Origin of the sequence: Chitinophaga sp. (assembly GCF_039596135.1) — a bacterium.
In the GTDB taxonomy this organism is placed as follows: domain Bacteria; phylum Bacteroidota; class Bacteroidia; order Chitinophagales; family Chitinophagaceae; genus Chitinophaga.
The window spans coordinates 63,009-83,308 of the sequence record NZ_JBCNKH010000017.1; the positions used below are offsets into that span (position 1 = coordinate 63,009).

General features: G+C 47.0%; 14 protein-coding genes. 13 read left to right on the top strand and 1 reads right to left on the bottom strand.

What is annotated here, in order from left to right; genetic code table 11:
- The first annotated feature begins 34 nt into the window (after positions 1 to 34).
- From ABDW16_RS13030 to ABDW16_RS13065, 8 genes are all read left to right on the top strand, one after another.
- On the top strand, positions 35 to 2,179 hold the full coding sequence (locus ABDW16_RS13030) for a heavy metal translocating P-type ATPase (RefSeq protein WP_343670282.1): 2,145 nt from the start codon (positions 35 to 37) through the stop codon (positions 2,177 to 2,179).
- Between the two features lie 5 nt (positions 2,180 to 2,184).
- Positions 2,185 to 2,388 carry a heavy metal transport/detoxification protein gene (locus ABDW16_RS13035; protein WP_343670283.1) on the top strand — a complete coding sequence of 68 codons (204 nt, stop codon included), beginning with the start codon at positions 2,185 to 2,187 and terminating at the stop codon, positions 2,386 to 2,388.
- 187 nt (positions 2,389 to 2,575) lie between these two features.
- Positions 2,576 to 3,145: a TlpA disulfide reductase family protein gene (locus ABDW16_RS13040; RefSeq protein ID WP_343670284.1), complete on the top strand. Its 570-nt coding sequence runs from the start codon at positions 2,576 to 2,578 to the stop codon at positions 3,143 to 3,145.
- A gap of 100 nt (positions 3,146 to 3,245) precedes the next feature.
- Positions 3,246 to 6,404 carry a TonB-dependent receptor gene (locus ABDW16_RS13045; RefSeq protein WP_343670286.1) on the top strand — a complete coding sequence of 1,053 codons (3,159 nt, stop codon included), beginning with the start codon at positions 3,246 to 3,248 and terminating at the stop codon, positions 6,402 to 6,404.
- Positions 6,405 to 6,422: 18 nt separating this feature from the next.
- On the top strand, positions 6,423 to 7,859 hold the full coding sequence (locus tag ABDW16_RS13050; RefSeq protein ID WP_343670287.1) for a RagB/SusD family nutrient uptake outer membrane protein: 1,437 nt from the start codon (positions 6,423 to 6,425) through the stop codon (positions 7,857 to 7,859).
- A gap of 80 nt (positions 7,860 to 7,939) precedes the next feature.
- Positions 7,940 to 8,305 carry a hypothetical protein gene (locus ABDW16_RS13055; RefSeq protein WP_343670288.1) on the top strand — a complete coding sequence of 122 codons (366 nt, stop codon included), beginning with the start codon at positions 7,940 to 7,942 and terminating at the stop codon, positions 8,303 to 8,305.
- A gap of 239 nt (positions 8,306 to 8,544) precedes the next feature.
- Positions 8,545 to 9,066, top strand: coding sequence for a hypothetical protein (locus ABDW16_RS13060; protein ID WP_343670289.1), 522 nt, complete (start codon positions 8,545 to 8,547; stop codon positions 9,064 to 9,066).
- Positions 9,067 to 9,159: 93 nt separating this feature from the next.
- The gene (locus ABDW16_RS13065) at positions 9,160 to 9,684 is read left to right on the top strand and encodes a hypothetical protein (protein WP_343670291.1); all 525 of its coding nucleotides are present in this window, start codon (positions 9,160 to 9,162) and stop codon (positions 9,682 to 9,684) included.
- Positions 9,685 to 9,847: 163 nt separating this feature from the next.
- Here ABDW16_RS13065 and ABDW16_RS13070 read toward each other — a convergent pair whose 3' ends face one another.
- On the bottom strand, positions 9,848 to 10,357 hold the full coding sequence (locus tag ABDW16_RS13070; RefSeq protein ID WP_343670292.1) for a hypothetical protein: 510 nt from the start codon (positions 10,355 to 10,357) through the stop codon (positions 9,848 to 9,850).
- 502 nt (positions 10,358 to 10,859) lie between these two features.
- On the opposite strand from ABDW16_RS13070, the gene ABDW16_RS13075 reads away from it, so the two are divergent.
- The 5 genes from ABDW16_RS13075 (at position 10,860) to ABDW16_RS13095 (ending at position 20,273) form a co-directional block, all read left to right on the top strand.
- A complete protein-coding gene (locus ABDW16_RS13075; protein ID WP_343670293.1) occupies positions 10,860 to 13,931 on the top strand; it encodes a TonB-dependent receptor in 3,072 nt (1,023 codons plus the stop codon).
- A 22-nt stretch (positions 13,932 to 13,953) separates the two neighbouring features.
- Positions 13,954 to 15,402 carry a RagB/SusD family nutrient uptake outer membrane protein gene (locus tag ABDW16_RS13080; RefSeq protein ID WP_343670294.1) on the top strand — a complete coding sequence of 483 codons (1,449 nt, stop codon included), beginning with the start codon at positions 13,954 to 13,956 and terminating at the stop codon, positions 15,400 to 15,402.
- Between the two features lie 123 nt (positions 15,403 to 15,525).
- A complete protein-coding gene (locus ABDW16_RS13085) occupies positions 15,526 to 17,484 on the top strand; it encodes an alpha-L-arabinofuranosidase C-terminal domain-containing protein (protein WP_343670295.1) in 1,959 nt (652 codons plus the stop codon).
- A 202-nt stretch (positions 17,485 to 17,686) separates the two neighbouring features.
- On the top strand, positions 17,687 to 19,003 hold the full coding sequence (locus ABDW16_RS13090) for a TolC family protein (RefSeq protein ID WP_343670296.1): 1,317 nt from the start codon (positions 17,687 to 17,689) through the stop codon (positions 19,001 to 19,003).
- Positions 19,004 to 19,025: 22 nt separating this feature from the next.
- Entirely contained in the window at positions 19,026 to 20,273 is a 1,248-nt protein-coding gene (locus ABDW16_RS13095) for an efflux RND transporter periplasmic adaptor subunit (protein ID WP_343670298.1), read from the top strand.
- Positions 20,274 to 20,300 lie beyond the last annotated feature (27 nt).

Sequence of the window (20,300 nt, forward strand, 5' to 3'; positions counted from 1 at the left end):
CAACCCTTCCCTTTGTCCTTGGTAGCTTTGTACCATGGCACACTTAATAAAAGAAACTTTTCCCGTTCTGGAAATGAGTTGCGCAGCCTGCGCAGCAAGCGTTTCCTCCATGCTGGACGCCGTACCCGGTGTTCAGGAGGCCACCGTCAACTATGCCAACCAGACCGCATTTGTGACTTACGACGCTGACCAGGTAACGCCTGAGACCATGCGCAATTCCGTTCGTAGTGTAGGATACGACCTCGTCATAACAACCCATAACCGCTCGGAAATTCAACAAGAGGCACAGCAAAGTCACTACGAGGCTTTAAAGACCCGAACTATTATTGCAGTTATTTTATCATTGCCGGTAGTGGTAATAGGTATGTTCTTTATGAATATACCCTATGCGAACTGGATCATGTGTGTATTGTCTGCACCGGTGGTATTCTGGCTGGGTAAGCCCTTCTTTGTGAATGCCTGGAAACAGGCCCGGCACGGGAAATCCAATATGGATACATTGGTCGCACTAAGCACAGGTATTGCCTGGATTTTCAGTGTATTTAATACCATCAATCCACACTTCTGGATGGCCAGGGGGCTGCATGCGCATGTATATTTCGAAGCAGCGGCAGTGGTGATCGCATTTGTATCGCTGGGTAAGTTACTGGAAGAAAAGGCGAAGTCAAATACATCATCTGCACTGAAGAAACTAATGGGATTACAACCTAAAACAGTCACCGTGATGCGGGGCAATGAGCAGGTGGAAGTACCGCTGGAAGCCGTGCAGGTGAATGATATGATACTGGTTAAACCCGGTAGTCGTATTCCGGTGGATGGGGTAGTTGTAGAAGGCATGTCTTACGTAGATGAAAGTATGATCAGCGGGGAACCCGTACCTGTATTGAAAGAGAAAGGTACGGCAGTATTTGCAGGTACTATCAATCAGCAGGGCAGTTTTCAGTTCAGGGCCGAGAAGGTAGGCGCCGATACTGTACTGGCACAGATCATTCGCATGGTACAGGAAGCACAGGGCAGTAAAGCGCCGGTGCAGCAGCTGGTCGATAAAATAGCGGGCATCTTTGTGCCGGTCGTGATCGGTATTGCCATTGTAACTTTCGGCATTTGGTTACTGGCAGGTGATTTTACCCACGGATTGCTGGCAGCAGTAACGGTATTGGTGATAGCATGCCCCTGTGCATTGGGGTTGGCAACGCCTACAGCGATTATGGTAGGCATTGGCCGTGGTGCGGATAATAATATCCTCATCAGGGATGCAGAGAGCCTGGAAAAAGGATATAAGACGAATGTATTGTTACTGGATAAGACCGGAACAATTACAGCCGGTAAACCTACAGTAGAAAGCATTACAGTGGATGCGGCACTGCTGCCTGTATTGCTGGCAATGGAGTTACAATCTGAGCACCCGCTGGCACTGGCAGTCGTAGATCATCTGCAGGAGGCCGGTGTGCAACCGGTAAAACTTTCCCGGATAGAAAGCATCACAGGCAAAGGCATTGCTGCTACCTATAATGGTCACCGTTACCTGGCAGGGAATGCGGCATTACTGAATATTGAAACAGATAGCAATGCTACCATTATCATGGCAGAAGATGATAAAATAGCCGGCTACATCCATATCACTGACAAGGTGAAGCCTACTTCTGCACCAGCTATCGCACAGCTGAAACAGCAAGGTATTACGGTATACATGCTTACAGGTGATAATGAAAAAACCGCAGCTGCTGTAGCCCGGTCAGTAGGTATAGCACATTACAAAGCAGGGATGCTGCCGGCAGATAAAGCCGCTTTTGTAAAATCATTGCAGGAGCAGGGCAAGGTAGTAGCGATGGCGGGTGATGGGATCAATGACAGCCAGGCACTGGCACAGGCCGATGTAAGTATTGCTATGGGCAAGGGCTCAGACATTGCGATGGATGTGGCGAAGATGACCCTTATTACTGCCGATTTGCAGGCTATTCCAAAGGCGCTGGCTTTGTCTAAACTGACAGTTCGCACCATCAGGCAAAACCTGTTCTGGGCCTTTATTTACAACCTGATAGGTATACCATTGGCCGCAGGTATCCTGTATCCAGTCAATGGGTTTACATTGAACCCGATGATTGCCGGTGCTGCCATGGCCCTGAGTTCCGTATCAGTAGTCAGTAATAGTTTAAGATTAAAATGGACTAAATTATAAATAGTATGCAATTCAAGACGAATATTAAATGCGATGCGTGTGTGGCAAAAGTAACACCGTATTTAGATAAGGCACCCGGTAAGGATGCATGGAAAGTAGATACTACTAATCCTGATAAAATACTAACAGTCAATGATGACAAAGGATTATCGGCGGCTGATGTAATAAAGCAGGTGGAAGCTGCGGGGTACAAGGCAAGTGAAATATAACAAGATAGTTTGAGATGGAGGAAGGTGTATCGAAGTACGATACACCTTCCTTTTTTTGTGTATTTAACAAATATTTTAAAACCCTACTTGTTTTGTAGAGTATTTGATTATCTTTGTCCCTGTGAAGTTGTAACATTAACCTCCTCTATACTGTAGTATTGACCGCTTAACTAGTAAACAAAGTACAATGAAAAAACTGTTGTTATGCAGCGCAGTATTGGGTTTTGCCCTGACAGGATATGCTCAGACAGCTGCACCCGCGCCAACCAAAGAAGTAAAATATGAAAATCCTGCCGCCGACAGCAGAGGGTATCTTGTTAAAGTAGGCGATCAGGCCCCTGATGATTTTGAATTGATATTGACCGATGGTAAAAAGACTACGCTGAAAGAACTGCGTGGTAAAGTAGTGGTATTGCAGTTCACTGCCAGCTGGTGTAGTGTATGCCGCAAAGAGATGCCTCATCTTGAATCAGAAGTATGGCAGGCCCACAAAAATAAAGACTTTGTTTTAATAGGCGTGGACAGAGACGAACCTTTGGAAAAGGTCTCGAAATTTCATGAAGACATGAACATCTCGTACCCGCTGGCACTCGATCCCGGTGCAGCTATCTTCCGCCGCTATGCCGACAAAAATGCAGGTGTGACCCGGAACATTGTCATTGACAGAACAGGAAAAATAATATACTTAACAAGATTGTATGATGAAAAAGAGTTTGCAGCCATGGTGTCTGTAATCAAAGAACAATTAAGCCACTAAGCTTCCCACACAGTTATTTATTTAATCAACCAACCAGTACACAGTCAGGCGAACACTGTGTGCTCAGGACTTTATTACCTCCTATCAAGCAAAGAAAACAATGAAACAAATCGTAAGCGCTTTGTTGCTGCTATCCCTTTACCTGGGCGCAGCGGCACAGTCACGCCGTATCTCCGGCAAAGTGACAGCGAAAGACAATGATAGCCCTATTCCCGGGGTATCTGTAAAGACGACTGGTAAAGCTATCGGGGTTCAGACCGATGGCCAGGGTAACTTCTCTATTGAAGTACCTGAGGGCGTCACTTCGCTGGAATTCACCTATATCGGTTACCAGAAAATAACTTTACCCATCAGTGGAAATACTTTGAATGCCAGGCTGGAATCTACGGCCAGTGGTTTGAATGAGGTAGTGGTAGTTGGGTATGGTACACAAACGAAAAGAGAATTTACCGGTGCTGCTGCACGCATCTCTGGCGCACTCGTGAAAGATGCACCCGTACAGAGTTTTGACCAGGCACTGTCTGGCCGGGCAGCAGGTGTGAGCATTGCTTCGCCAAACGGGGTGCTGAACAATCCGCCTGTGATCCGCATCCGTGGTGTGAATTCCATTTCTCTCAGCTCTTATCCGCTGGTGGTGATCGATGGTATTGCTGTAAATACCGGCAACATCTCTACCAGTACTTCCGTACCTAACAATCCGCTTAGTGATATTGATCCTGCAGATATTGAATCGATCGATGTGCTGAAAGATGCGGCATCTACTTCCATTTACGGTTCCCGTGCTGCTGCCGGCGTACTCCTGATCACGACTAAGAGAGGTAAGGAAGGAAAAGCGAAAGTCGTATACGATGCATGGGGAAGTCTGACGAAGGCAGCCCGCCTGCCCAAGCTGCTGGATGCTACCGGTTATATGAAGTACAAAAACGAGGCGGTATACAATGCAAAAGTATTGGGTGGTAATGAAAACAACAGCAGCGTAGCTTCAGCACTGTTCTTCCCCAGTTATAATACAGATGGTTCCGTGGTGAATACTAACTGGTACGATTATATTTACCGTACTGCATATTCCCAGAATCATAACATCAGCGTATCTGGCGGTAACAAAACAACAAACTACTATTTATCTGCCAACTACTCCAACCAACAGGGTTTTGTGGTAGACAACGAATTCAAACGTAAGTCCCTTCGGTTCAACGTTGACCATGAAGTAACCAAATGGTTCAAAATAAGAGCTGGTGGTGCATACAATACATCATTCAACCAAAGTCAGAACACAGGTTCCCTGCCTAACAGTACCTTCCTGATCATCGGTGCGGCACGTCTGGCTACTGCACTGGCGCCCAATGTGCCGGTGTACAATGCAGACGGTAGCTACAACCTCAGTTCAACAGGTACGTTAGGTATGGGCAACAACCAGGTGACCAATACCCTGTGGAATGCAAAGGCATTGTTCGACCTGAGCAGCTATACCACTGAGAACGATCGCTTCACAGGTAATGTAGGTGGTACAATCAGATTGCCTTATCACTTTGAACTGAATACCACTTATGCCATGGACAGGCTGAGAACTGAAAACAATACGTGGTTAAGTTCACAGCTGGGTTCTTCGGGTTATTCCGTAGGTGGTTCTGCTACCAACGTGAGCGCCCTGCGTAACAACTGGGACTGGGCGAGCACCCTGTCTTTCAATAACAAATATCGCAAGCACCACGTGACTGCTTTACTGGGTTACGACGTACAGAAATTCGAAACTACTTCGTGGGGTGCTTATGCCACTGTAGCAGCAGATAATTTCTTTACCAACTACGAAGGCAGCTATGGTACAGTAACAGCCAGCGGCAACAGCAAGAGTGAAAAGGCTTTCATCTCTTACTTTTCCCGTGTGACTTACGATTTCAACAATAAGTACTTTCTGACGGCGAACTTCCGTCGTGATGGTAACTCTGCACTGGGGGTCAACAACAAGTTCGGTAACTTTGGTGGGGTGAGCGCCGGCTGGCTAGTATCTGAAGAAGGATTTTACAAATCGCTTAACATCAGTCATATTGTAGACAATGTGAAACTGCGTGCCAGCTGGGGGCGTGTAGGGAATGGGAACGTAAGTAACGACTACGCGAGTCAGAGCCTGTACAGTGCCTCCCTGTACGGTAGTGCAGCTACCTGGTACCTGAGCCAGGCCGGTAACCCTGACCTGTCATGGGAAACCAGTAAACAAACCAACATTGGCCTCGATCTGGGTTTGCTGAACAACAGGATACAGGTAGAAGGGACCTGGTTTAACAACGATGTGAATGGGCTGATCCTGAGTGCACCGCAATCTGCATCCAAAGGTATTCCTGACAATGCCATCCTCATGAACGTAGGTTCTATGTACAACCGTGGCTGGGAACTGGGTGTGACAGCCAGTGTGATCCGCAGGGAGAACTTTAGCTGGGATGCGAGCTTCAACTATACACATATTAAGAATAAGGTGACTGCACTGGCAGAAGGCAACTCAGACATTATCGGTTACACCCATACTTCATCTGAAGCAAGTAACGTAACGCGTGTGGGGTACTCTGTGGGTAGCCTGTATGGCGCTAAGACAGATGGGGTGAATCCTGAAAACGGGCGCCGTATTTTCATCAACAAAGCAGGAGAGCGGGTACAGTACAGCGCTGCTGTAGCATCGGGCGAGAGTAACTGGACCTACCTGGATGGTACGAAAGCAGCTGCCATCTCTGCCAGCGACTATTACCTGCTGGGCAATGCATTGCCAAAATGGTATGGGGGGCTGAGTAACAATTTCCGCTACAAAGACTTTGACCTGGGTATCAACCTTACATACGCAGGTGGTAACTATGTAATGAATGGTACGAAAGCGACCCTGAGAGATCAGCGTTTTTACAACAACTATACAGACATCTCCCAACGGTGGACGACTGCAGGTCAGAAAACCGACATCCCCCGGCTGGTATACAATGACCAGATCTCCAACGGTTCTTCTTATCCAATTTCGGCTAACGTAGAGAAAGGAGACTTCCTGCGCCTGCAAAGTCTGACACTGGGTTATCGTGTGCCTGGCCGTGTATTTGGTAATTCGGGTATCAGCAGTGCCCGTGTGTATGCATCCGGCAACAACCTGTTTCTGCTCACGGGGTACACAGGTACAGATCCTGAATCAAGCAGTAATGGTAACTCCAATACCACACCTGGTGTTGAGAAAAACTCAGTGGGTCAGGGCAGGACATTCACAGTTGGTATTAACGTAGGTTTTTAATGTAAAACAATCAGGAAAATGAAGAAGATATATCAATATATAGGTCTGGGTGTGTTATTGGCATTCTCTGCCTGCAGTGAGAAAGATCTGCTGGATACAGTGCCCTCTACATCCATCAGCGATGCCAATGCATTTGGTTCAGCTTCCCGTATACTGGGGCTGGTGAATGGAGCGTACGATGCGGTGAAAGGGGCCTCTTTGTACGGCGGCAGGTACCTGCTGTACTGCGATGTAAGAGGGGAGGAGTTCATTAACGTAACAGCGAATAGTTACACGGCGTATGAGAGCTGGAACAATAGCTACAACTCTGGTTCCAACGATATTAATAATCTTTGGTCGCAGGCGTATACGGCCATCAACGATGCGAATATCATCATAGACGGTCTGGCTACGAGCACCGGTGTGATCTCTGATACGCTGAATGCACAGTATACGGCAGAAGCTAAGTACATTCGTGCACTGTGTTATTTTAGCCTGGTGACGGTGTATGCAACACCTTACAATGCAGACCAGGGAGCGTCCAAAGGGTTGCCATTGCGCCTGCAGGCAGAAACTGATGGCAGCAATAATGACCTGGCACGCAGCACGGTAGCAGAGGTGTATACACAGATACTGTCTGACCTGGATGCAGCGGAAGCCAACCTGCCGGACAGTTATTCAACAGATTTGCTGAATACGACCAGGGCACATAAAAGTACGGCTATTGCACTCAAGACCAGGGTGTACCTGACTATGAATAATTTTGCGAAAGTTGTGGAAGAAGCTGCGAAAATTGTTCCACAAACATCTGCACCGTTTAGTACTACCAGCTATGGGGTGAAGCATGCATTGCAGTCGGATATTACGACCTTATTTGGTACAACTTATACCACTACCGAGTCTATATTCTCTATGCCAATGACATCTTCCGATTCATACTCTGGTCAGTCAGCCATTGGGTATATTTATAATGCCAACTCAGAGTATTACCTGAATCCGGATGGAATATTGGGCAATGCACAGTGGGGAAGCAGCGATAAGCGCAGAGGTCTGCTGCGTTTAACTTCCAGTTTGTATTATCTGAAGAAATATGCGAAGGCATCGCCTTATATCGATTATATTCCGGTGATCCGATATGCCGAAGTATTATTGAACTATGCAGAGGCGGCGGCGCAGACGGGCGATCTGACCCTGGCTACGAACCTGCTAAAGGCGGTGCATGCACGTAGCGATGCGAGCTACACATTTGCAGATGAGGATGTAGCAACTGCTGCGGCACTGGTATCTACAATTGCGATAGAGAGAAGAATTGAGCTGTTGGGCGAAGGGTTCAGATCAGGCGATTTGCTGAGAAACCTGCAAACGATTCCTGCCAAGGGGAGTAGCAGCCTGCAGGCGAATGCGGTAGAGCCGTCAGCATCAAATTATATTTTCCCGGCGCCCAATAATGAGCTGACAACAAATAAGCTTTATTAATAAAGTTTGGCCTTGTATTTGCTGTTCTATAATAACAACAGATAAATTGCGTTTTATAATCGGACAGTAAACCCAGGATCATGCTTAGAAGATCTGCCTGGAAGAAATTTAGACAGCCTGCCAATATCCTAATACCTTTTAGTTTATTGGCAGGTTTTGTGTTTTCAGGCACTGGCTGTGCCTCGAATCGTAGTGGATATTACCAACCTCCACGCCTTGGCGCAGAATACCGTTTTGAAGACGGTATGCGCAGAGAAAAACATCCCCAGTATTTATTCAGCAACAAGGAAAGGAAAGACATGAAGAAGATGGGTCTGCCTGCGGGCGCCCAGAATGAGGCGGTAGGTGGCGTCACACTTCCTTCGGCTACTAACCGGTTGCCTGCCGGCACCGGGACTGACAGTATCCCCCCAAAAGATTCCGTGTATAAAGTTTTGCCACAGTAGTAACTTTTATATAGTAGTTACGTTTAACCCCTATAATTGCCTATTTATATGCAAACCCGGTTTGTTCTTATTCCTGTTATTGCTGATAACATGCACAACCATCATTGCCCAGCGTAGATTAACATTTGGCCCGTATATAGAAGCAGCATTTCCCGTTGGGGATACAAGAGTCCGTTATCACACAGGCGTGATGCGCTACTGGGGATTCAGAGCAGCTTATTAATTCAATATATGTAATCATGAAAAACACACTTTATCTCTTACTTTTGATTTGTGGGACAACTTTTGGGCAATCAAAATCAATCAGTTTCGGCCCGTATGTAGAATCATTGTATAACAATGGTCATATCTCCCGCACTGCCAATATTGGTGTAGGTGGTGGTATCACCGCTGAGTTAAAATTATTATCAGGCTTTAGTCTGACAGGATCGGCAGGGTATGCCCGTTTTAGTGGCGAAGATACCAGGCTGCTATCTTTTGATGTAGAGAACCCCAAATTTGAAGCTTACAGTGCTCCTTACCAGTACATCCCTGTCCGCATTGGCTTTAGGTACAAATTCCCTATCCCGTTTTTATATGTAAAGGCAGAGGGTGGTGCTGTCACCGCAATTGGCCACTGGAGTGGTCAGGGCACAAGGGCAATATTTGCACCTGGAATAGGGGTACGTATCGGCGCATTGGACATAGAAGCAAAGTATGAGAATTGGTTTACTAACGGAAGTTATAATTTGGCTGGCCTGAAGGCCGGATATCTATTTTAGAATTATGAGGCAATCGGGGGACAAGCTACGTATTCCATCTGACAGTAATTTAATATGAATTACTTACATTTGTGAGAATTTTAAAATATCCGTATGATTAAAACCATTCAAATTTCATTATTACTGATGCTTTTTTGTGTGATCGGTACCCGGTCGCAGGCACAGTTGAAGAGATTCAGCATTGGCCCCTATGTAGAAACAGGTGTTCCTACAGGTGACTTCAAAGACACCCACAGTGCTGGCTGGGGTGGTGGCCTGAATGCAGACATCAAACTGATTGCTGGTTTCGGTGTAACTGGTTCTGCTGGTTACATGCGTTTCTCCGGTAAGTCTTTTGACTATAGCGCTGGTGGTGGTGCTGTAGGTAAATATTCTGCCCTGCAGGCTTTTCCAGTCAGAGTAGGTGTGAAGTATAAATTCTCTATTCCATTACTGTATGTAAAGGTGGAAGGTGGTACTGCTACTTACACAGGTGACTACGATGGTACTGCTGTTCTCTTTGCGCCTGGCGTGGGTATTCGTTTCCTCGGTCTGGATGTGGAGGCGAAATATGAAAGCTGGTTTAAGGACGGAGACCGTTTGGGTTTCTTTGGCCTGAAGGCTGGTTATAATTTCTAAGGCAGTTTGTTATTTATTATAGGCCTCCGGAGCGATCCGGGGGCTTTTTTTTAGTTAAAAAAGAAGCCCCCCGGCTATTAAGCTACCAGGGGGCTTCAAAGGTTTCCGTTTGAATAAGAAAATCTTTCCGGTTCAATCATGTACCGGCATGTTCACTGTACTGCTACTTTTTAGGTTCTTTGGGCTTAGTAGTATCAGGTACTGGCTTGCCTGTAGTATCACGCACTGATTTGAATGCAGCAGTGTCTTTTAAAGACATTGTTGTATCCAGTTTGTGAGTAAATGCAGCAGTGTCAGCTTTTACACCATTAGCAGTATCACCTTTTAAAGTGAAGCTGGCAGTGTCTTTCATCATTGCAGCCACCAGGGTGTCTTTACTGAAAGCAGTGTCTGCTTTGGCAAAAGCCGAAGTGTCACGGAAGTTGGCAGTGTCAGCTTTGAAGGTGAAAGCAGTGTCTTTCATCATAGCAGTATCCGCTTTAAAGAAAGATGCGGTATCTTTCGTCAGCGCGGTATCTGCTTTGAACAGGTTTGCTGTGTCACTCATCATAGCGGTATCCGCTTTGAAATAGCTCGCAGTGTCTGCAGACGTTACATTCATTGCATTCACATTGGCCAGAACAAAAGCGCCAAAACCTGCCATAAGGCCGAAACGGATTAATTGCTTCTTCATGGTTTTTCAATTTTAAATGGTTAATAAAAAAATCAATAAATGATGGTTGTCTGATATGTAACCAAAACGGTGCAAGAATCTTCTAAGAAAATGTTAAAGACAATTAAACTTTATGTAAGTAATTGAAAAATAGAAACTTATATTGATTTCTTATTTGAGTAGTTTTTTAATCTCCATTCAACGCTACTAAAAATAGTAGGCCGGCAGGGCGTAAAAACTGTAGATATCGGGTAACATGACCGGGTATACGTTTTCATACTGAGAATAGTAAGCTTTAAAATGAAGCATGGCGGAGGTAACTAAAACTTATAAACTCGGTAAATTAATATCATAATTTCTTGTTAAGAAAGTCTACATTTACTTCCATATCTGTGAATGTGACATCGTAATAAAGTGTTCCTATTAATAATGTACGCCACTTGAATGTAATGCCAGCGAACAGTGTGTAAGCTTCCTTGATATTTATAATCACGTTTTCCAAAATCCAACTACTTTCTTTGCTATGAGGTACAAACCATTGGGCAAGCTATGCTTCCTTCTATTCATTTCATGCCTGCTCGCCACAGCGGCGCTGGCACAGCGCACCATCTCCGGGGTGGTCAAAGACGCCAGCGATAGCAGCGGCCTCCCGGGTGTAAACATCACTGTGCCGGGTACCACTACCGGCACCATCACGGATGGCAAAGGTCACTTCTCCCTGCAGGTGCCTGAATCGGCCAAAAGCCTGACCTTCTCTTTTATGGGGTACACCCAGCAAACTATTGCCATCGGTACGCAAACCACCTTCTCCGTATCACTGCAATCTACCTCCAAAGGGCTGGGTGAAGTAGTGGTAGTAGGTTATGGTACACAAAACCGTCGTGATGTAACAGGTACCATATCGTCCATCAAAGGCTCCGATATTAAGAACCTGCCCGTGAGCGATGCCGCACAGGCTATACAGGGAAAAGTACCCGGTGTAGACATTGTGCGTTCTGATGGATCTCCCGGTACTGAACCGAATATCCGTATCCGTGGTACAGGTACTATCAATGATGCCTCTCCATTAATTATTATAGATGGGGTGCCCGCTACGGGATTGAGTGATGTAAGTCCGAACGACATCGCCTCTATGGAAATACTCAAAGACGCTTCCAGTTCCGCGATCTATGGTACCCGTGCTGCAAACGGTGTGGTTATCATTACCACAAAGAAAGGTGGCTATGGTGAGAAAACCCACGCTACAGTGAACGTTTACAAAGGTACCTCCAACGCCCGCCGTTACATTCCACTGCTCACCGCACCTGAACTCGTGCAGCTGAAGCAGGAACGTTATACCAACGATGGGGTAGCTATCAACGCGCTCTGGCAGGATCCATACTATGCCGTACAGCGTACCGACTGGCAAAGAGCGTTGATCGGCACCGGCTCCACTACCAATGCAGATGTGAACCTGCGAGGCGGTAGCGCTGCTTCCAACTACCTGTTCAGTGCTGGTTATTACGACGAAAAAGGGTTGATCGAAAATACCTTCTTCAAGCGCTATAGCTTCCGCATCAACTCCGAACATAAGCTCGGCAGCCGGGTGAAAGTAGGAGAGAACCTGCAGCTCACTTACCGCAACAGCAAAGGCTTCGATACCTATTCTTCCCAGACAGGGCTGATCTTTAGCGCCCTGCGCTTCAATCCTGCTATTCCAGTAAGGAACGAGGATGGGAGTTATGGTACCGCGAAAGCCAGCAGCGAACTGGGTGACATCAACAACCCGGTATTCACTGTTGAAAATATCGACACCTGGGGCAAAAACTACCGGGTACTTGCCAGCGTTTACGGCGAGGTGCAGATCATTGATGGCCTCTCCTTACGTGTGAACGGTGGTTATGATGGTATGATCTACCAGCAATACAGCTTCACACCTGCTATCCTCGATCAGACCCGCGTGAGTGCAAACGCTGACCTGTGGCAACGTTCTGAATCCAGCGGTACCGCACTGGGCGAAGCCTTCCTGACATATAACAAAACATTTAACAACGTACACCAGGTGACTGTGACCGGTGGTTATTCTGTACAGACTACGCAGGGCAACTGGTTCCGTGCAGAGCGCTGGGGCTATACCGACGAATCGACTGACCAGCGGGTACTTGACAATGGTACCACTGTTTATAATGCGGCGGGTAACTACAATGCAGAAAGTGCCATCGCCTCCGGCTTTCTGCGTGCTTTCTATGGTTATAAGGGCAAATACCTGTTTACAGGCACCTTCCGTGCAGATGGTTCCAGCAAGTTCCCGAAAGACCAGCGCTGGGGCTATTTCCCTGCCTTCTCACTGGGCTGGCGTGTGAGCGATGAAGCCTTCTTTAAAGACAACGTTGGCTTTATGAGCAATCTGAAAATCACCGGTGGCTGGGGACAGCTGGGTAACCAGAACGTAACCGACTACCAATACCTGGCTATCGTGACCAAGGATCGTAAATATTCCTTTGGTGGCAATGCCACAACCGGTATCTGGAACAGTTCTCTCGCCAACCCGAACATCACCTGGGAAAAGGCAGAGATGACCAATATCAGCGCTGAAATGGGCTTCTTTAAAAATGCGCTGAATGCTACTGTGACCTGGTTCAACAAGAAAACCCGCGACATGCTGGTACCTTATCCTGAACTGGATGTACATGGTACGAGCACCATTCCTGACCAGAACATTGGCCAGATGAGCAATAAAGGATGGGAAACAGAAGTGAACTACCGGGGTGGCAAACAGGCCGTACATTACAACGTGGGCGTAAATGCATCCTTCATTAAAAACCGCGTAACGAAACTATATTCCGGCACCTATATCAGCTCTACACATTATGGCCGCCAGAACCAGGAAATTTCCCGTACCTACGAAGGGCAACCTATTGCCTCCTTCTACGGCTGGAAAACCAATGGTATCTATCAGAACCAGGCAGCTATCGACAACGATGCGAATGTGAAAAATGATAACAACCGTGCCAGCATTAAACCAGGTGATGTACGGTTTGTAGACATCAACGGCGATGGTAAGATCGACGAAAGCGACCGCACAAATCTGGGTGATCCTAACCCGCGGATGAGCTATGGTATACAGGCTGGTATTGATTACAAAGGCTTTGACCTGAGTGCGTCCTTTGCAGGTGTGGCAGGTGTAAAACTGTACAATGCAGACAGGATGCAGGGCCTGGATCCTACCTACTCATACAACATGTATGCAGAAGCAATGGGCCGCTGGCATGGCGAAGGCACCAGCAACAGCATGCCACGCATGTCTCTCGAAGATGCGAACCAGAATGCACGTACTTCAGACCGTTTTGTAGAAAGTGGCAATTATTTCTCCCTGAGAAATATCACGCTTGGTTATACCATTCCTTCCCGTGTATGGGGCAAATCAGGGATCTCTGATATCAGGGTGTATGCCACTGGTCAGAATGTATTCACGATCACCAAATATAAAGGATTGAATCCTGAACTGGGTTATGCCTCCGCTTCAGGTGGAGATGGTAACCTGATGCGTGGTGTAGACGTGGCGACATATCCACAGGCCCGTGTATTCACTTTTGGTGCAACCATGAATTTCTAAACAAGCAAAACGAATTAAAGCAATGAAACGAATGAAATATCTGCTGCTGTGTGTACCTGCGTTCTTTGCCTGTAATAAGGAGTTGGATGTAGATAAAAAAGGTAGCTATACTACGGCCAACTACTGGCGCAATGAATCTGACGCGATAGATGGCATCACAGGGATCTATAATATTTTACTGGAAGAAGACTTCACCGGCTTTGGTGAATTTGTATACGACAACTGTTCTGACGACCAGTACCGTGCAGGGGATCACCCTGAGCTGGCAGACATCGAAGCATTTACATACGATGCATCCAATTCTGCAGTGAAAGCGCCCTGGAAGTGGAAGTACGAAATGCTGAACAGGTCAAACAGTGCACTGCTGTACATTCCAAACATTACGGATATTAGTGCGGATATTAAGAACCGTTGTCTGGGTGAGGCACACTTCTTCCGCGCATATGCTTACTGGCGCCTTGCATTGATCTATGGAGATGTACCTATGATCATGGAAGAAGATATCAAAAATGGTACTTACAATAAAGCAAAATCTACTATCGACGAGGTACATGCACAGATCGAAGCAGACCTGAAAGCAGCGGCGATCTTATTGCCTGAAAGCTATGATGCATCGCAGGCCGGTCGTGTGAGCAAAGGGGCTGCATGGGGTTTGCTGGCAAAACTGTATCTCTATGAGAATGATTTTGCAAATACTATTTTGTATGGCGATAGCGTGATTACAAATGCAAACTATGCATTGCAGTCTACCTATGCGGCCAACTTTACACCGGCTACCAGTAATAACAGCGAGATGCTGCTGAATGTACAGACACTGGAAGGATGGGGGTATTCAGACTTCATCACTTATCATGCACCACGTGCATGGGGTGGATGGGATTTCTTTGCACCGGTACAGGGATTACTGGATGAATTTGAAACGGGTGATCCACGCAAGGATGTATGTATTATGAAGCCGGGAGATGTGATTAATATCGGTACAGGTAATGCAACCTACACTGCGTCATTGTCTTCAACAGGGTATCATTATAATAAGTTTTGCGCATGGACCAGTACAGGTGGTTTGAATTATTCATTCAAATATCCTTTGATGCGTACATCTGATATTTATTTGTGTGTGGCGGAGGCTAAGATCCGTCAGACGGGGGCAGGTGCAGGTGATGCGGAAATTAATGCTATTCGCAGCCGGGTTGGTTTAACAAGCGTATCGAATGCAGGTATGACGGCATTGATGCATGAGAGAAGGGTAGAGCTGTGTGGGGAGAATGAACGGCACCAGGATCTGATGCGTTGGGACAAGGCGGGTATTATTGATATTACGACTATTTACAACCAGCCTAAGTTGACGTATTCAGGTGCGGTGATACAGGCGGCGCGTACTTTTACAAGACCTAAAAATTATTATTTCCCATTGCCACAGTCTGAGATTGATAAGAGTAATGGGGTGTTGATTCAGAATCCAAATTATTAGTAATATAAAAAAGGAGCTGTAAACCACAGCTCCTTTTTTATTTCCCCAAAAAATAACTGTCAAAATTACACACAAAAATTCCTTTTTTAAGCCTATATTGGGCTTCTGAATAATTCCAGGGTTATGCGATACAAACTTCATCGCTGTCTTACAGCGCTATTATTGTCCGGAACAATTTCCGTGGCCCAGACGCTTACCGTCAAAGTAAACACACCACAACACACTGTTCAGCCCACCATGTGGGGAATCTTTTTTGAAGATATTAACTTCTCGGCAGACGGCGGCATCTATGCTGAGCTGGTCAAAAACCGCTCGTTTGAATTTGCCCAGCCTTTACAGGGATGGAAAGTGATTAAAGAGGCTAATAGCGGCAAGGTCCTGATCGTGAACCGTGCCCCTGAAAATGCGGCCAATCCACGCTACGCCCATATTACTACTTCCGGCAATTTCGGCCTTTTCAACGAAGGTTTCCGGGGTATGGGCTTTAAAAAAGGAGAAACGTATAATTTCTCTGTACTCGCTGGTAATACTACAGGTAATGTGACTATTAAGGTGGTGCTTCTCAACGACAAGGGCGCGGCTATCGGCGCTGCTACTGTAGGTACGCCCGGCAAAGACTGGAAAAGTTATACAGCCGGCATCACTGCTGCTGAAACCGTGTCTAAAGGCGGTCTGCAGGTTTTCTTCGAAGGCAATGGCACCGTAGATGCGGACATGCTGTCTCTTTTCCCTGCAAATACCTGGAAACAACGTCCGGGTGGTCTCCGTGCCGATCTCGTACAACTACTTGCTGACCTTCATCCCGGTTTTGTTCGCTTTCCCGGTGGCTGTATCGTGGAAGGTAAGGACCTGGTGAACCGTTACCAATGGAAGAAGACCGTAGGGCCTATAGAAGAGCGTACCCTGATTGTGAACCGCTGGAATACCGAGTTTCCACACCGCGCGCCGGGTGATTACTACCAAAGCTATGGCCTTGGGTTCTATGAATACTTCCAGCTCTCTGAAGACATTGGCGCCGAGCCGTTGCCCATCCTGAACTGCGGTATGGCCTGCCAGTTTAATACCGGCGAAGTGGCGGCAGACGACGACGTACCTGCTTATATCCAGGATGCCCTTGACCTGATCGAATTTGCCAATGCCGGCACGGATACAAAATGGGGAAAATTGAGGGCAGACATGGGGCATCCCAAACCATTCAACCTGAAAATGATCGGTGTGGGCAATGAACAATGGGATAGCCAGTATTTCGCCCGTTATAAAATGTGGGAGACTGTGCTGAAGTCTAAACACCCAGAGATCAAACTGGTATCCGGCACAGGCCCGTCTCCTGACGATGAGCGCTTTCGCTATGGCTGGTCCCAGCTGAAAGGTTCCAAAGCCGACCTGGTAGACGAACATTATTATATGGCGCCAGACTGGTTCCTGCAGAATGCTACCCGCTATGATAATTACGATCGTAAAGCCCCTCACGTTTTTGCGGGAGAATATGCAGCCCATGTTCGGGACAAAGAGAAAGACCAGCCTGAAAGCCGCAATACCTGGGGCAGCGCCCTGGCTGAAGCAGCCTTTATGACCGGCCTGGAAAGAAATGCAGACGTGGTCAACATGGCTTCGTACGCGCCCCTGCTGGCCCATGTGGAAGCATGGCAATGGCGCCCTGACCTGATCTGGTTCGACAACCTGCGTGCTGTAGGTACGCCTAATTACTACGTGCAGCAACTGTTTGCCAACAACAAAGGTACCAACACCGTTCCTGTTACGGAAAATGGCAGGGTACTTACTGGTCAGGACAGCATCTATGCCAGTGCGACCATCGATGCCGGCAAACACCAGTTGTTGCTGAAAGTGGTGAATGTTGCTGCTGCCAGCCGTCCTTATAAGATTCAGCTGGAAGGGGTTACGACTACCAAAGAGGCAGCCGTACAACAGATTCTCACAGCGGCCGATAAACTGGCTATCAATACACTGGACGAGCCTACGCTGGTAGCGCCACAACAGCAGAAACTGACTGTCACAAAGAACAGTGCCAGCGTAACCTTGCAACCCGCTTCTGTGAACGTTTTCGTTATACCATACAAGTAATAAAATACTGTTCCCATTCAGCAAGCAGGGTTTGATCACAGCTCCTGGTCTCATCCTTCAGGTAATAAAATACTGTTCCCATTTAGCCCATTTTTCTGCCGATGGTAGAAAAATGGGCTTTTTGCATTTTATAAATGAACAGCATGGCACGTTTTTTAGTTAAATTAGTAACGGATGAGTAACTGTCTTGAAATGTTCAAATATGTTCAACAAACTCATAATCTTTTGTTTCCTTGTTTGTAAGTGTGCTCCTATACAGGCCCAGGACTCAGTTCCACGATGGAGCCTTCAGACCTGCCTGGATTATGCCAAAACGCATAATATCACACTCAATAATTTACGCCTGAACCGCAGTATATCTGAGCAGGACCTGTTATTATCCAGATCAGCAGTATTGCCCGGCGTTTCTGCCTCCCTGGCCCCTTCAGTGACCCATTCGAAGGTGACCGACACAAACGGGGACCTAAAATCCCGGGTAACTACCTCGGGCAGCACGTCGGCCAGTGCTTCCGTTACATTGTACAATGGTGGTTATCTCAGGAATGATATCAGGCAGAAAGAGTTGCTGGTACAGGTGGCGAGCCTGGACCTGGCGGCTTCGGAGAACGATATTACCCTGAGCATTACCCAGGCTTACCTGAATATTCTGCTGGCAAAGGAGAACATCGTCTATGTCAGGGATGTGGTGGCCACCTCCGAAGCGCAGGTAAAACAGGAGCAGCAGTTCTACGATGCGGGAACGGTGGCATTAAAAGATCTTATTCAACTGCAGGCGCAATTGGCCAATGATAAATACACCCTGGTAGCGGCGGAAAATACCCACCGCCAAAACCTGCTGACCCTGAAACAAATATTGCAATTACCACCGGATACGGGCTTTGCCGTACTGGAACCAGATACGATCATGTCTAATCCTGTATTGACTTCACTGGCCGAAGTAAGGCAAACAGCATTGAATAACCGTCCCGAGGTCAAAAGCAGTGAGCTAAGCGTGGAATCTGCTAAACTGGGAGTGTTGAAAGCGCGTGCCGGGTACCTGCCTACCTTGTCTGCAGGAGCGGGGCTGGGAACCAGTTATACCGATAACAGTTATTATTCCTTCATGCGCCAGATGGACAATAATTTTTACCAGCAAATCGGGGTTACACTTTCTGTTCCCATCTTTAGTAAGCGGGCAAACAAGGTGAATGAAGCCGTAGCGAAACTGGAAGTAGGGCAGGCGCAGTTGACCCTGCAAAATACACGTACTACCTTGTCTTACGAAGTGGAGCAGGCGTATATCAATGTACTCAATGCCCAGTCGCAATACGATGCGGCAGTGGAACAATTGCGGTATACGCAGGAAGCTTACCGCATAGCCAATGAGCAGCTGAAGATAGGCGCGACTAATACCACGGAAGTGCTGGTACAAAAAAATCTCTACATACAGGCGTTGCAATCATACATACAGGCTAAGTATAGTGCCGCACTGTATATCAGAATTTATGATTTCTACAGGGGTGTACCTGTTACTTTGTAAAATTTGTATAAACTGATATAGGATGAACAAAAGAGTCCTTATAATTATATTGATCGTGGTGGCTGTAATAGCCGTATGGTTTTTCTTTTTCAGGAAGAAAGAAAAGCCTGTGGTCATTGAAACAGAAAAGCCAAAATATGGTCATATCTATACGAGTGTGACAGCAACGGGATATGTGCAGCCTGTGGACACGGTGGCAGTGGGTACACAGGTATCTGGTACGCTTAAGTACATTTATGCGGACTTTAACTCGCAGGTGAAGAAAGGGCAGTTGATCGCAGAGCTGGATAAGGTATTGTTGCAGGCAGAAGTGGATCGTAACAAGGGAACGCTGGCGAGTGCACAGAGTCAGCTGGTGTACGAGGATGCACAGTTTAAGCGGGAAGAGCAGCTGTATAATGTAGGTGCTGTGAGTAAAGCTGATTATGACAATGCGAAATACCTGTACCAGGCGGCCAAGGCAAGTGTGGAAAGTGCCCGTGCATCGTTGGCTACAGCGCAGCGGAATTTATATTTTACGGAAATATATTCCCCGATTGATGGGGTAGTACTGAGTCGCTCAGTAAGTGTCGGTCAAACAGTGGCGGCAAGTTTTAGTACGCCTACGTTGTTTATCCTGGCGAAAGATATTACAAAGATGCAGGTACAGGCCAATGTGGATGAAGCGGATATAGGTAATGTGAAGGATAGTCAGCGTGTATCTTTTACGGTAGATGCGTTCCTGGAGGATGAATTTTCCGGCAGGGTAGAAGAGATCCGTTTAAAACCAACGGTATCTTCCAACGTGGTCACTTATACCACCATTATCAGTGCGCCAAATGAGAATATGAAACTAAAGCCCGGTATGACGGCGACAGTTACGATTTATACGGCAGAGAAGTACCATGCGTTATTGATTCCTGCAAAGGCATTGATGTTTAAGCCTGACTCTGCAATGGCAGGTAAATTTACGGTGATCAGTATTGCACCTGCGGCAGCAGAGAAGCATAAGTCATCCAAACCGGTGACGGGTGGGGAGCAGGATACGGTGAGAAGGCAGCAGGCCGATACGTCGAAGGTAACGGCTTCTTACGTGTGGGTGAAGCAGGGAGATACGCTTTTGCAGCGGAAGGTGGTAATTGGGCTGAATGATAATACGCATGCGGAGGTTATTTCAGGATTGACGGAGGCAGATGATGTGATTACGGCAATGACGCAGGTAACGGATGGTAAGGCTGCGACGACGGCGTCAGGAGGTAGTCCGTTTATGCCACAGCGTAGAAGGCGCTGATTTCATTTAAGTTACAAAGGAGAAGAT